General features: G+C 44.8%; 11 protein-coding genes. 3 read left to right on the top strand and 8 right to left on the bottom strand.

Features of this window, described 5'->3' with window-relative positions:
* Positions 1 to 172 precede the first annotated feature (172 nt).
* A complete protein-coding gene (locus QNI24_RS04445; RefSeq protein WP_283708505.1) occupies positions 173 to 4,075 on the bottom strand; it encodes a S8 family serine peptidase in 3,903 nt (1,300 codons plus the stop codon).
* Between the two features lie 269 nt (positions 4,076 to 4,344).
* Here QNI24_RS04445 and QNI24_RS04440 point away from each other — a divergent pair, with 269 nt between their 5' ends.
* Complete coding sequence (locus QNI24_RS04440; RefSeq protein ID WP_267175080.1) at positions 4,345 to 4,926, top strand: outer membrane beta-barrel protein; 582 nt, start codon at positions 4,345 to 4,347, stop codon at positions 4,924 to 4,926.
* A 3-nt stretch (positions 4,927 to 4,929) separates the two neighbouring features.
* Here QNI24_RS04440 and QNI24_RS04435 read toward each other — a convergent pair whose 3' ends face one another.
* From QNI24_RS04435 to QNI24_RS04415, 5 genes are all read right to left on the bottom strand, one after another.
* Entirely contained in the window at positions 4,930 to 5,625 is a 696-nt protein-coding gene (locus tag QNI24_RS04435; RefSeq protein ID WP_267175079.1) for a methyltransferase family protein, read from the bottom strand.
* Between the two features lie 27 nt (positions 5,626 to 5,652).
* Complete coding sequence (locus QNI24_RS04430) at positions 5,653 to 6,762, bottom strand: NADH:flavin oxidoreductase (RefSeq protein WP_267175078.1); 1,110 nt, start codon at positions 6,760 to 6,762, stop codon at positions 5,653 to 5,655.
* Positions 6,759 to 7,304 carry an NADPH-dependent FMN reductase gene (locus QNI24_RS04425; RefSeq protein WP_267175077.1) on the bottom strand — a complete coding sequence of 182 codons (546 nt, stop codon included), beginning with the start codon at positions 7,302 to 7,304 and terminating at the stop codon, positions 6,759 to 6,761. Before QNI24_RS04425 ends, QNI24_RS04430 begins: the two co-directional genes overlap by 4 nt.
* 202 nt (positions 7,305 to 7,506) lie before the next feature.
* Positions 7,507 to 8,859 carry a M24 family metallopeptidase gene (locus QNI24_RS04420; RefSeq protein ID WP_267175076.1) on the bottom strand — a complete coding sequence of 451 codons (1,353 nt, stop codon included), beginning with the start codon at positions 8,857 to 8,859 and terminating at the stop codon, positions 7,507 to 7,509.
* Between the two features lie 23 nt (positions 8,860 to 8,882).
* Positions 8,883 to 9,740: an MBL fold metallo-hydrolase gene (locus QNI24_RS04415; RefSeq protein ID WP_283708504.1), complete on the bottom strand. Its 858-nt coding sequence runs from the start codon at positions 9,738 to 9,740 to the stop codon at positions 8,883 to 8,885.
* Positions 9,741 to 9,831: 91 nt separating this feature from the next.
* Here QNI24_RS04415 and rarD point away from each other — a divergent pair, with 91 nt between their 5' ends.
* Entirely contained in the window at positions 9,832 to 10,773 is a 942-nt protein-coding gene (gene rarD / locus QNI24_RS04410) for an EamA family transporter RarD (protein ID WP_267175074.1), read from the top strand.
* Here the strand turns inward: rarD and QNI24_RS04405 are convergent.
* Positions 10,765 to 11,142, bottom strand: coding sequence for a DUF2237 family protein (locus QNI24_RS04405; protein ID WP_267175073.1), 378 nt, complete (start codon positions 11,140 to 11,142; stop codon positions 10,765 to 10,767). The two genes, rarD and QNI24_RS04405, sit on opposite strands and share 9 nt — an antisense overlap.
* 37 nt (positions 11,143 to 11,179) lie before the next feature.
* Entirely contained in the window at positions 11,180 to 11,791 is a 612-nt protein-coding gene (locus QNI24_RS04400) for a DUF6445 family protein (protein WP_267175072.1), read from the bottom strand.
* Positions 11,792 to 11,999: 208 nt separating this feature from the next.
* Between QNI24_RS04400 and QNI24_RS04395 the strand changes: the two genes are divergently transcribed.
* Entirely contained in the window at positions 12,000 to 13,214 is a 1,215-nt protein-coding gene (locus tag QNI24_RS04395) for a bifunctional alpha/beta hydrolase/OsmC family protein (protein ID WP_283708503.1), read from the top strand.
* The last annotated feature ends 983 nt before the right edge of the window (positions 13,215 to 14,197 follow it).

Raw genomic sequence — 14,197 nt, 5'->3', positions numbered from 1 at the left:
ACACACGATTCAACTACTCCTCATCCACATCAGAAACACTGTTTCAATAGCTGCATTAAAACATTCATTCCCTTAACCAATTCGCACTGACAGTGTAAAAAATTTCAGGCAAAAAAAAGCGCGGTTTAACCGCGCTTTTTTTGAAGTTTACCTTCGTATTGTTTTGAGCTATTTACTCAAAACCATTTGCGAAGATAAGATCAGGCAGACCGGTAACAGTCATGGATACTGGTACCACAACTTGAGGCTCATCTGGGTCATCACTGTCTACACAAACTGCAGCAGTGTAAACACCTGGAGCAAGGCCTGTGGCATCAAGTGTTACAGTTAAGTCTTCATCACTTCCAGGTGCAATGGCACCAGAACTTGGATTCACGCTCAACCATGGCGCACCACAGTCAATTGAACTAAAGAAACCAAATGACAAAGAGGTAAATATTGGATCAATACCTGTCAAGTCAGTCCAATCTGTAAAGCCAGCACCAAATATATCAGTAGGATCGATTAACTGAGCATTTCCTGGGGTGATGTCTTCACCTTGGAACCAGTTCCAACGATTGGCGCCAGTGAAGTCACCAAATGCAGTCACCCAATATGTTCCTGCAGGTAACTCAAGTGCAGAACCATTGGCACCCAGTATGTCAAAGACAACCGCACCAGTACCATCACCAATGTCTAAATTAGCATCGTTAATTGGTATGGTAATAGTGAACAGTTCACTGCCAGCACCGTCTTCAGGGTGACCATCAGGAACACCAGCATTATCGCCATAGATTGACAATGTCATTGCAGCAAGTTCTGCAGTGATGTCAGGCGCACCGTTACTCAAGAAACCATCGAAACGAGCCGTATCAATCGAAGCACCTTCAGTCAGGACAAAAGAGTCTGCACTGTAAGCACCTGCATTGGTTACACCGTCATTGAAGAAATCACTCACAATACCGCCTGTACCATTTGTTGGTTGATCAAAGACAGTTACATCAGCAGATCCTGTTGTGGCTATAGTCCAGTTCAAATCAGCACCTGCCACATCAGAGTTACTGATGTTCAAGTTCAAATCAGTGGTGGTATCAGCATCAAGAGAAGCACTCAAAGAAGCTGGCGCCACAGCGATGTCTGGCTGCTCTGGGAAACCAGTAACAACTAACGGAAGATGTAATTCTGGTTGTGAAGGCGCTTCACCACTGAAAATCAACGATGCTGCCTGGATAGTACCAGGATCGCCACCTGCACTGTCTCCTCCACATAAGAACCATGTGCCATTAGGATCAAATGCAGCAACTAAAGAAGCAAAGTCAGCAAGTGATGATACTTCTTCACTTGGATTAGGGAAATAATCACAAAATCCATCAACTTCACAAATTGTGCTACCTGCATCACCCATTGTTTCAGCGTCTGTTGTACCAGTATCCGAGAATGTTACTGGGGCAGTAGCAACTAGATCAGATGAATTACCAAAACCACCCGCTGGAACACCTGGTCGGTTTAACATAGCTAACTCGTCATTATTTGGGTTGAAGACTTTCAAAGTTACATCACCAGCCCATGTATGATCAATAGCCATTTCGACACTCATTGTTGATGTTGGAGATACTCCAGATACATTAATTGTTGAGCAGGTTAAGTTTGCAGCAGGGTCATTAGTCTGATAACCATTATCAGTGATAGCGATTGGTGCACCTAAATCGAAGTTTTGACTTTCAGCTTGTGGAGTCAAAACCAACTCACCAAAGCTCACAGCACCGGCAGGTAAAGCAGATCCGTCAATATCAACTGTTAAATTAACTGATTGACCAGGATTAACTGTAAAGCTACTGGGTGTTACGGTACCTACCACATCTGATAAAGAAGCAGAGTAAGTCACTGGATCAGCTGCTACACTTCTGAACTCACGAGTGAATGAACATGAACCGACACAGTTATCATTTTTATAACTGGCTAAGTTCAATTCTTTTGGATCACCGCCGTTGGCAGGATCAGACAACAAGAAATCAAACGCAGACTCGTCCATAACTAAACCTGAAGATGAAGCCAAATCGACTTGAATTCGACCTGCACCACGATCAAAGGCATCAGCCGGTGTGGTGGCGTCTTCTTTGGTGACACCTGCAGTGACTGCAGTCATCATCAGCGCAGATTTGATTTCAGGCGCTGACCAATTGGGCTGTAGTTCTTTCAACAAGGCTGCAGCACCTGCATTGTGAGGTGATGACATTGAAGTACCCGAAATGATGCCGTATTCTTCATCGGCATTGGTAGGAATGAATTCATTGTCATTGAAAGCAGCTAAAATGTTCACACCAGGACCGGTTACGTCAGGTTTGTTCACTTCAAAAGGACTTGGTCCACGTGAACTGAAATCTGCCATGACATCGGCTTGCTCGGTATTGACAATCGCTGGATTCACGATTTCGATTTGTGCAGCGGGTGCTGGGTTAGCTAAAATAAAATCTCTCAAAGCAAAACCATCAGCCTGAGGAATACTGACCGAAGGAATGGTCGTTGTGGTTCCAACGTTCATACCAAAAGCAACCGCACGGTCATCATTGTGAACAATCACAGCGATCGCACCGGCATCAGATGAATTATTGACTTTATCTTCAAAAGAGCATGTGCCTCGAGAAACCAAAGCAACCAGGCCATCAAAACTGTTGGCAGGGAATGGTACACAAGCCTCTAAGTTGGCAGGATCTACCACTTCAGAATATTGGACTCCACCAGTGATCGGCGCGCCGAATGCAGGGCCATTACTGGTAATGTATGCGATGTCGGTGACTTCTGCACCAGGTGTTCCTGGACCAGTCATTGATAGCAAGGTTTCAAAACCACGGGTGTGGGTTGATGCACCTACAGTCGCTGTCCATGGCTCCACGTGACCCAATGTCGCAGGTCCTGGACCTGAGTTACCAGCAGAAGCTGATACGAACACACCGTTATCTGTGGCGGCTAGGAAAGACTGTGATACAGCCTCAGTCCAAGGTGATGTGCCACCACCTATTGAGTAGTTGACCACATCAACGATGCCATCAGCAATGACTTGGTCAATCGATGCCAAAGTTGATACGTTTGGACACAGACCTTGACCTTGTGCTGAAGTGTAACAAGCATCATAAGCAATGACATTAGCATGTCTGGCCACACCACTGATTTCAATGTTTTCTACACCATTGGCACTGGCCGTTAAGACCAAGTTACCGCCGGCTGTAGATGCGGTGTGCGTACCGTGGCCGTTTTCATCTTCTGGGCCAGGTACTTCGAAAGCATCTCCAGGCGCAGCATTGTCGACGAAATCATAACCACCGATTAATTTGTCATTACAAGTGTAATCGGCATTGAATTGATCAACATTGGTTGGGTCACAAACACCCAAGTAATTTCCAGCACCTAAGGGATTGGTGTGGTCATAACCATCACCACCGATGTCTGCAAAAGAAGGGTGATCAAAGTTGGCACCCGAGTCAATGATACCTAAGACAACCCCTTCTCCGAAAGCAGTGCCTGTAGAAGGTGCAGCACCGTCCCAAACGTTGTTGGCTCCAATCAGGGTGGGACCTGCATCGGTATCCAGATAATGTTCTCTGTCAAGTTCGATGTGTTTCACATCTGTCATGTTGCTGACTTGGCTGGCTTCCTCTGGAGTTAAATAGAGTGCCACACCATTGACCGCAAACTTGTATGAAAACAAAGCATCAACTGAACGACCAAAGTTTGAAGACAGTCCGCTCAAAAAGTTTGTTTGTTGTGTATCAAGCGCGTTCACGTAAGCACGAACAGCGGGGGATTTGGTATCAATTTTATGGTTGGCTAATCTGGGAATCGGTGCGAAGCTGCCGGCACCGTTGTACATAGCAACTGATGGTTGTTTGAATTGTACAATGTACCTTTTCTGACCCTGGGCATTGGCCGCAGGTAATCGGTAATTGGTAACATCATTAAAGCTTGCTGTCAGACTGGTTGCATCGTCACTTTTCAACTGTGAATCTACAACAGCCTGTGAATCGAACGAAACGCCAGCTAAATATACAGCTGACATGACAGAAGCAGTAATCAAAGGATTGAATTTTGACTTGGACATTTATTGTCTCTCCTACTTTTTTTAGAAATGAAAATACAAAATACAAAATATTTTGCATGGCCAAAATGATATGTGCGCCCTAATATTCTCATAACTCACATACGCATCGGAACAATGATACTACACAAGCACAAGCATAAAATCAAGCAAGTTCGAAGCAAAAATAAAAATGCAAGTAACTGACTCACAAATATACAAGATTTAACAAAAAAACCGCTCACAGCGTTATAAACAGGACTTATGCAATAACGCCATGATAAAATCAAATCATGCAAAAACTAATTCTGCTGCTGGGCATCATCTCAGCGGCTACAATCTACCCTAAAATGGTTGATGCAGCTGAAGAAGAATCTGCTGATCAACACATTTATGATGGTGTCGATTACCGTTGGTACTGGAACACCAACATCGGCATTGTGGTTCCAGACGATGACATTCGCTTGAATGAAGCCCAAGTGATTGATTTGCGTGTGGGCAAGCATTTCAATGACAACTGGGCGCTTGAGTTCGAGGTGATGCGGGATGAATATGATTTTGATATCGACTTTGACTTAAAGCACTATTCCGCTGCTTTCAATGTCATGTACACCAACCATGATCCTTTGTGGAAACCCTACTTTCTGCTGGGTGTTGGTGGGATTTATTCAGATTCTAGGTTTCCCGATACGCAAGAGACAGACCTCATAGTCAATTTGGCCATAGGTGGTTCTTGGTATTTTACCGGTAATGGTGTGCGCATCAGGGCCGAAGCACGATCTCGATTAGACACCAATGATTCCGACCTACCGGGTCAAGATGGTTTTGGCGATGGTCAATTCACCATTGGCATCATTGTCCCCATTGGTGACTGACCCCTATATATAAGGAGACAGCCAGCCACTGCGTTTTTTGTATTCAGGCCATTCAGGGTATCTGGACAGGCTTTTCTCTTTGGCCACCATATTAGGCACAAACACAAACAACCAAACCGCAGCCAAAATCACTGCTGCGCCCCAATGCCATGCCAATAAGCCAAAAGAACCGTAAATCATAATCTCTCCCAGGTAATTTGGGTGCCGGATGTATTTGTGGATACCGGTTTGAATCAAGCCTTTCTGGTACCTCAAGGTGTAGTACTTTTGTGCATCGGCCGCAATCATAATGACACAGCCTAAAATACAAAGTGCTGTGCACATGGCAAACCAAGCAGCATCAGTCAATGGGTAATCAGGCGTGACCGGCTGGCTGATTAATAACCAAGCAATCGCCCAATACCAAAACAATACCCCAAAAAAAGCCACCAAGCCGGCTGGAATGGTGATGCGCTTTTGCCAATTGGCATCAGGAAAACTCAGGTCTTTTAGTAACCACACAAAGCCATAAGCACCATGTAAAGCCAGATATAGGTAAGCGGCGGTTGAAAAGTTTTGGTAATACCACATCAAAAAAGCCACAAACACAAAGGTGCCGGCTTTTTGGAAATTGATTACCCAAGAAAATTTCCAAGGCTTCGGCCCACCCAGAAAATCTGAGGTGAGGTGATCAGCAACTCGTTTTAAATACCTAAACATGCTTACATTCTAATTTCAGCACCAACCTCAATACAAGGATTTCAGCGAGTCAGCTGAATAAGCCTGCATCTGGGAAAATTCGTCGGCTTTTAATTTATGCACCCATTCAGGATCTTGCAGCAAACACCGTCCCACAGCCACCAAATCATACTCACCTGCAGCCAAAGCTGTCTCAATCAGTTCAAACTGTTCGGTTGAAACCCCCGAATGGCTGATCATGCCGCGCTTTTCTTCATCTACAAAACCACCATCCAAACCAACGCTACCTACCGTGATGGTAGGCTTCCCTGTGAGTTTTTTGGTCCAGCCGGCCAGATTCAGATCAGAGCCTTCAAACTCAGGTTCCCAGAATCGACGAGTCGAACAATGGAACATATCCACTCCCGCATCAACCAAAGGCTGTAAAAATGCCCCAAGCTCAGCTGGCGTTTGTGCCAACTTCAGTTGATAATTTTGTAGTTTCCATTGTGAAAAACGCAAAATCAGCGGGAATTCATCACCAGTCTCTGCTTTGATAGCGCGCACCAGCTCTGCCACGAAGCGCGTCCTTTGCACCAGGTCACCACCATATTCATCATCTCGCAAATTGGTTTTTTCCCAGAAGAATTGATCCAGCAAATAACCATGGGCGCCGTGTAGTTCAATACCATCAAAACCCAACTTCTTGGCATTGATTGCGGCATCGATAAAGGCTTGTTTTACCTCATCAATGTCGGTTTGTGTCATCGCAACCCCATTGGGCTTGTTTGGCGAAAGCAAACCTGATGGGCTGTAGGCCGGAACCGACTCATCAGGTTGCAGACAATCCTTGCGAACCCCGCCGACATGCCACAATTGCGGCATGATTTTACCACCTTCGGCATGTACCGCTTCGACCACCCGCTGCCAACCCGCCAGTGCTTCTTCACCATAGAAGAAAGGCACATTCGGGTAGCCATTAGCGGCTTTGTGACCTACACAAGTGCCTTCGGTGATAATCAAGCCGACATCATTGGCTGCTCGACGTTGATAGTATTCAATGTTTTTCTGATTGGGCACATGACCTGGAGAGAAACTACGGGTCATGGGTGCCATCACAATGCGGTTTTTGAGCTGCAATTGGCCCAACGCAAAAGGTTTAAATATTTCTTTCATCATTTTTTCAATTGATCAGCGAGTGCTATCAATGCATCCACTGCTTTACCTAGAAACTCCAAAGTTTTCTCATCGGTCAAATTACCTTGGTCATCAAACTTACCGCCTGAACCACCAATCAATACTTCGGGCTTGTTAACCACGAAGGCATTTAAGAAAACCAGAATTTTACGCAAATCGTATTGCATGCGTGAGGTGCCTAGCCCAGGACTTGCTCCCATGATGGAGACGGCTTTGCCATTGAATCCTTGATTCTCGACGCGAGAGAACCAATCAATGGCATTCTTCAGCACGCCACTGACCGAATAATTGTATTCAGGACATGCCAGAACTATGGCATCAGCTACCGCCAGTTCATCATGTGCGTTTTGCACTGCTTGCGGAATGCCTTGCTCATTCACATCTTGGTTGTAAAGTGGGATGTCACTGATGTCCACCAAGGTGAACTCGTGACCTTTATCTGCTGCAATTTTTTTGACCGCGCGAAGGATGCCCGTGTTGGTTGAGTGTTGACGTAAACTACCTGATATTCCAGCTATTTTCATTTTAATTATCCTTGAAAAAAATCATATTATAACTTTTGCTTGTGAATTAATCGTGGTTCAAAATTTAGTGTAAGCTGGTCATCGCTGACGCTTTTCAAAGTGACTGTTAATTTACAAAAAATCACCACAACAGTTAGCACAAGCTTCAATACCTTTAAAAATTATCTGAGACAAAAGTTACAAGCGTTAGGAGTGGCTGAAATCAGTCTCCCAAGACGTGGGTTTGGTCTTGGCGTGGAATCAGGTGAAAATGTTTTTGTCGGCCATTGATGTAGCGCACAGTTTCACCATCAAAGAAAGCATCCTCTTCCAACATGATGCGGATTTCTTTGTCCCACTCCTTAATATAAGTCGCTGCATTCAATTCTATGGCATAAGCGGTGTTGGCGTGCAGTGGATGATCGCCAGTGTGTGGCACCCCGCCCTGTGAATCCCACATGCCCAGTGTGGTGCCGGCGGCATGGCCGTAATAGCCGATGGGATGGGTATAAATTGATGGCTTGATGCCTTCATCAATGGCCTGCTGTCGCGACATCGCCAACACTTCATTACCGGTACGACCCACTTTGAAGTTGTTGGTAAAAATATCTTGCAGGCGGTTACCATTGACCAAAGCTTGCTTTAAGTATTCAGGCGCCTCGGTTTCACCAGCTCTCAGGACATAGGCGTGTTGCTGGGTATCGGTGTTCATGCGCAAATAAGTGATGCCAAAATCCACATGTACCAAGTCGCCTGGTTGGATGATATTTTCCGCCGGTCGCGAATCAAATGTACGCAGGTGTTCAAACTGTTCTGCATCGGCCCTTTGTATCGACACCGATGGATGAAACCAAGTGTCTAACTTCAGCGCTTTGATGCGTTCACGAAACCACCAAACCAAATCTTCGGTTGAAGTGACCCCGGGTTGGATGGCTTGTTCTGATAAGCCCTCAGCAATGATGTGATGAGCAATGTTCACCACTTGGGGATAAATGGCCATTTCGGCTGGGGTGCGGATTTCTAGCCAATTAACCGCCAAAGTTTCAGCACTGACGATGCGCTTTTGATATTTCTTCGGTATTGAGGCGACAAAAGATTGGTATTCGGTGTGCGTCAAACCATCGGCCTGACCGTAGTGCTGAGAGAGGTTCAAAGCAATTTTCTTCGGTTTTCTCTCAGCAATCACCTCAGCCAACCGTGCCCATTGGTCCGGCTGTTGTTCTTTATCCCAAGCCTTTTTAAACACCGCGCCTACATCATATCGGGCCACCGCCAAAGCTTCAATTTCTGCACCCTCACCTGGATCAAACATCACCAAAACTGTGCGCCGACGGGCCGCATGCCAAGTCGCCGGCAACAAAGTTCTGATTACCGGATCTTCGTTGTATTCACGCGCCATCACAATCCACATATCAATTTCATTGTCTCGCATCAGCTGCGGCAACACTGTTTTGATCTTATCTTCGAGTAAGCGATCCACCACTTTGGCTTGTTGTTGTAATGACAAGATGTTGGGGGAATCGGCGGCGCAGATTTGGCTTAAAAGTAAGGCTGTGATGATGACTAATTTTTGCATGGTTGTTGGTCTCATGGTCATATTTAAGGTTTCTCCGACTCTTGGTTGTTGGTGATGGCATGGCTGCTACCGGTTTTTGAAAAATACCTCGCTCCGCTGTTTTTCAGGGCGGTGGGTACATTCACTGGCACGTGAACCCCAGTGGCAGATGTGGCATTGATGCGATTGGTCAGTATGTCTTGTCCGGATGGTGTGAGCATGAACCAGTAAGGCGGATAAGCCCGATCAGTTCTTTTCGACTGCCAATATGATTGCCAAGGCTTAAAGTGGACATCGTCAGGGTCTGCATCACCCATATGCATCACCGTGGCTTGGTTGTTGATGGTGACCCGGTAAACCAAATTAGACACATCAGCACGACCCGGCCAACCGGCGTGTGGAATACGCACGGCATTGACTTCAATGCCATCAAAAAAGTGACTGATCGGCGCATCACCATAAGCCAAATCAATTGACTTAATGCGGTTTTGGATGACACCAAAACCAGCGATTGATTGCATTTGTTCTACTGCCTGAGTGGGTGCCACCAACATCACGTCATCATGCATTTGCATGTATTTGACCACATCACTGGCATCAAAGTGGTCACCATGGGCATGACTGATTAAGACCATTTTAACGGCATCAAAAGGTGCCTCTGCATTGAACATGGCCTGTCTGAATGTTTTCGGTACCAGCTGATATTGACCATAGTGATTGTGAAAAAATGGATCAAACAAAACCTGTATTTCGCCGTGTGACGCCAGCAAACCGGTGTTGCCCAAATACGTTACTTGGCCGCTGTCATGTGTGATCGCAGCTTCAGCGTGCTTATGTGCACTGGCGCCTGATGCCATGGCCAACACAAAAGCCGAAGTAAACGCTAACAATAATTTTTTCATCTCACTCCAAATGATTCAAACCCAAAGATTGTATAATAATTCTTCAGCAGGTTTCATCTTCATCGACAGATAATTCGACTACAATACGTCGATGCCAGCGACCAACCACAAGTCTACTCTACCAAACCCATCGCCCATAACAGCAGCGAGAACCGAACACAACAAAGGCCTGTCTGCCGGCATCTTTTGTTTTGTTTTTTGGGGCTTCGCGCCGGTTTTTTTCAAACTGCTACAACACGTGCCCGCCCTGAGTATCATTGCCCATCGCATCATTTGGGCAGCGGCATTTTTATTACTGTTCTTGGCCATTCGTGAAAGGTCACAGCTACTGAAAACACTGCGAATCTCACCGAAACAATTATTGATTTTATTTATCAGCGGTTCTTTGGTCATCAGTAATTGGCTGATTTTTGTTTGGGCAGTGAATGACGGTCAGATTTTGGCCACTTCATTGGGTTACTTCACCAACCCGCTGGTTAACATTTTCTTGGGCTTATTGTTTTTAGGCGAACGCTTGAACAAAACCCAAACTGTGGCACTGATCATTGCCGCAGCTGCCACCACTTATTTAGGATTTTACCTGGGTCAACCACCTTGGATTGCCTTGGCTTTGGCCGTCACTTTTGGTTTGTATGGCTTGGTCAGAAAAACTTTGGATGTAGGACCGCTGGTGGGCTTGTTTTGGGAGACCAGTTTGTTGTTGTTACCGGCTTTGCTGTATTTGTGGTGGCTGAATCCAGAGCAAATTGGCTTTGCTTATGACCTCAACACCACTGCTTTATTGGTGCTCTCTGGGATGATCACCATCCTGCCATTGATAGGCTTTAATTATGCTGCTAAACGTCTGACACTGACTTTGGTGGGATTTTTGCAGTACATCGGACCCAGCATCAGCTTTCTGATTGCAGTGTATTTTTACGGCGAGGATTTCACCCAAGGTCACAAAGTGGCTTTTGCTGGCATCTGGACGGCTTTGGTTATTGTCAGTTGGCAGTCTATCAGAATAACATTGAAACAGCGGGCCTCACTGTAGGTCAGCAGCGTATTGTTTCAACAGCTGTAAATCAACGATTTCCAAAGTCCGTTGGTGGGTGCTTCTGATATGCACCCGCGGCGCTACGCCGGCTTGATGCGATTGTAACCACCGACTGGCACACAAACACCAGCGATCTCCCGCTTTTAAACCGGGGAAATTAAATTCAGGTCTTGGGGTGATTAAGTCATTGCCCATGCGTTTGGAAAATTGTAAAAAATCATCTGTTAATTCCACACAAACCGTATGCATGCCCAAATCTTCATCCGCCGTGTTACAACAACCATCGCGAAAAAAACCGGTCAACGGGTCCTCACAACAACTTTCTAAAGGCTCATGGTACACATTCAAACTTTCATGCTTTATCATTTTCTATCCTTTCTCTTTCAGATAATATCCAGTTTAATCAACGATTTGCTAGTTGAAAAAACATTAAATAAACCAGGCGACCATTTTCTAACTTATCACCAAAACTCTCTCCTGCGGTGTGCCAAAGCCATGGCCTAAGAAGAATAAGGCGATTAAAACGCATAGGAACCCTCATGGTCATTTCCCATTTGGAGTCATCATTGGTGTCGCGATCCAAGACATTTGCGGTCCATTGCTTGGCAGAATGTACACCAAATTTCTCAAAGGCCTCTTGATCACTGAATGGCGCTCGCTCAGTATTTGTTGGTATGTGTCGAAAAAACTCTGTGCCTCCACGACAATCCTCCGGTTCGCTCAGATACAAAATGCCTGACCAGTGAGATGCATCAACATGTACTTTGGCATTGCCAACATCTGAAGCCAGGGAAATTCGGCATTTTGTGTGAGCCTGATCATGACTCATAGGCAATAATGGCTCACCCACCAAACGTGACACTTCCTCATGCAAACCCTCAAGGTTTATCTTTTGTGTCGAGTTTCGCCCAGGAAAATTCGATTCACTTTGAGGGTAATTTAACTGTAATGCTGCATTACGAAGCGGGTACGGGTCATCGAGAAAATCATCGACCACAATTAAAGAAGTAGGCATATAAAACAAATCTCCAGCGATAGTAAAATCCAATCTAAATGTTAGCAGTTCTCGCCCGGTCAGTCACTTAATAAAGACAGCTTTCGAGTCAACACGGTCTGAGCCTGTTAATGGCCTCATCATTTATCCACACCCAAGCACAACTTCTGCAATTATTAACTGCTAAACTGGTCTGTTAACCAATACATCACAGCAATCAAGGATAACCATGAGTCAAACACCGATTAAATTCCAAGGCAGCCAGGGTGAATTATCCGGCTTACTCGAACAACAAGATTCGCAAAGTAAGGCTTTTGTGCTGTTTGCGCATTGCTTCACTTGTGGCAAAAACTCCATTGCTGCCTCACACATCAGCAAAGCACTTGTGTCTGCAGGCTTTGCGGTGTTTCGTTTTGACTTCACTGGCTTGGGAAGTTCTGATGGGGATTTTGCCAACACCAACTTCTCCTCCAACGTCGAAGACTTGGTCGCTGCTGCCAATTACCTGAAGGAAAACCACCAAGCACCCAGCATTTTAATTGGTCACTCACTCGGTGGTGCGGCTGTACTCAAAGCCGCGGCCCAAGTGCCAGCTGCCAAGGCGGTGGTGACCATTGGTTCACCGGCCGATGCCGGTCATGTCAAACACCTGTTCCAAGGCGATTTAGACACCATCGGGGCCGATGGCGAGGCAGAAGTGAATCTGGGTGGTCGTCCGTTTAAGATAAAAAAACAGTTCATTGATGATTTAGACGCACAAAACACCGCTCACATCAGCAATTTGAAAAAAGCCTTGTTGGTGATGCACTCACCGATTGACGACACCGTATCGATCAATGAAGCGGAAAAAATATATGTCGCGGCCAAACACCCCAAGAGCTTTATCAGCCTGGATAATGCCAATCACTTACTGACAAATAAAGCAGATGCCGCCTATGCCGCTAAAGTGATTGCCACTTGGTCAGAAAAATTTATTGCTACTGAAAGCAGTGACTCAATTCAGCGCGTCGATGTGCCGGCGGGCCAAATCCGGGTGACTGAAATCAACCACAAATTCCAATGTGACATCCAAAGCACCACACACCAATGGATTGCTGATGAACCCCTTAAAGTCGGCGGCAGCGACCACGGCCCCGATCCTTACCAGCACCTTTTGGCCGGCCTCGGTGCTTGTACTGTGATGACATTAAGGATGTATGCCAACCTGAAAAAGATACCCATGGATAATGTGATTGTCAATTTATCCCATAACCGCGAACACGGCGATGACTGCCAATCTTGCACGGAAGAACACCCAAAAGTAGATGTGATTGAACGCAGCATAGAATTCAAGGGCGAGCTGACAAAGGAACAAATTAACAAATTACTGGTGATTGCCGATAAATGCCCAGTACATCGAACCTTGCATAATAAGATTGAAGTGCGAACTGAGCTTAAAAACTAATTGTCATTTAAAAGGAGCCAATGACGAGTCGAATGAATCGCGAACAGATTTCTTGATTTTTAATGAATGAAGTAACCTAATTAATGTCTACCTCGGACTCGCCTAAAGCGCCTACTTTTGGTGACCCGGGGATTTTTTTTGTTGAATCTACGATTTTGTTAATTGCTCTAATTTATTAAGAATCAAATCACTAATCTCTGAATGTCCATGTTCAATAGCACCATAAGAGGAGTTTATGTGAATGGATGATCACAATAGGTACAACGATCACTGTACCTACTCAGGTTTAATGAGTAATAGTCTTTGTGTGTTTTTTGGCAGTTATGACAGTTAATTTTTTTGTTTTGACTGGCAAACCTCAAATACGAGAACGGAACAAACATCATGACAATTAAAAGCAATAAAGCCAACGAGCCGAATTCTGTGTAGGTAGATAATAAAAAAGCCGAGACAATCCCAACAAAAAAAGAACTTACAATTAACAACCGAACTCGACTCAAAACAAACCCTATTTCAACAGACCTTTGTAACTTAATGGGATTGTTATTTTTACCATTTACTAAAAATAATTCAGATTGGCATTTTAAGCATTGATTGAAACTGATTTGCTTGGCAATTTTATCCAGTGAAACCACAGCAAAGCCACAATTTTGACATTCCAAACCGTTCGACTTTAAAAGTCTTTTACCAATAAATGTGGAAATTAAAAAAAACTGATAAGGATGCCATAATTCAAATATTTGGTTTGCAAGTCTGATAAAGGTAAAACACCATAATAATAATCAACCAAAACCCACGACATAAATAACAACAAAACCAGAAGTGTAGGCTTCAATGTAGATTTGTGTGAATTAATTAATCCACTGATGTATTGGTGTTTACTAAGTTTCATCATTATGTCTTTTAAAATTCTTTTTTACACATCAACTGGCGTATTACGAGTTTAGTATATTGACTGGTTAAACCTTTCATGTAGATTGCCA

The sequence above is a fragment of the Marinicella marina genome (assembly GCF_030065545.1).
In the GTDB taxonomy this organism is placed as follows: domain Bacteria; phylum Pseudomonadota; class Gammaproteobacteria; order Xanthomonadales; family Marinicellaceae; genus Marinicella; species Marinicella marina.
Note: the sequence above shows the minus strand (reverse complement) of the source record. Positions and strands in the feature narration are given on the sequence as shown.

Excerpts from the sequence above, each read along its gene's own strand:
- QNI24_RS04415 (WP_283708504.1), bottom strand. The coding sequence starts at position 9,740 with ATGAAAAAATTATTGTTAGCGTTTACTTCGGCTTTTGTGTTGGCCATG.
- QNI24_RS04430 (WP_267175078.1), bottom strand. The coding sequence starts at position 6,762 with ATGATGAAAGAAATATTTAAACCTTTTGCGTTGGGCCAATTGCAGCTC.
- QNI24_RS04425 (WP_267175077.1), bottom strand. The coding sequence starts at position 7,304 with ATGAAAATAGCTGGAATATCAGGTAGTTTACGTCAACACTCAACCAAC.
- QNI24_RS04400 (WP_267175072.1), bottom strand. The coding sequence starts at position 11,791 with ATGCCTACTTCTTTAATTGTGGTCGATGATTTTCTCGATGACCCGTAC.
- QNI24_RS04420 (WP_267175076.1), bottom strand. The coding sequence starts at position 8,859 with ATGCAAAAATTAGTCATCATCACAGCCTTACTTTTAAGCCAAATCTGC.
- QNI24_RS04405 (WP_267175073.1), bottom strand. The coding sequence starts at position 11,142 with ATGATAAAGCATGAAAGTTTGAATGTGTACCATGAGCCTTTAGAAAGT.
- QNI24_RS04435 (WP_267175079.1), bottom strand. The coding sequence starts at position 5,625 with ATGTTTAGGTATTTAAAACGAGTTGCTGATCACCTCACCTCAGATTTT.
- QNI24_RS04440 (WP_267175080.1), top strand. The coding sequence starts at position 4,345 with ATGCAAAAACTAATTCTGCTGCTGGGCATCATCTCAGCGGCTACAATC.
- QNI24_RS04395 (WP_283708503.1), top strand. The coding sequence starts at position 12,000 with ATGAGTCAAACACCGATTAAATTCCAAGGCAGCCAGGGTGAATTATCC.
- QNI24_RS04445 (WP_283708505.1), bottom strand. The coding sequence starts at position 4,075 with ATGTCCAAGTCAAAATTCAATCCTTTGATTACTGCTTCTGTCATGTCA.
- rarD (WP_267175074.1), top strand. The coding sequence starts at position 9,832 with ATGCCAGCGACCAACCACAAGTCTACTCTACCAAACCCATCGCCCATA.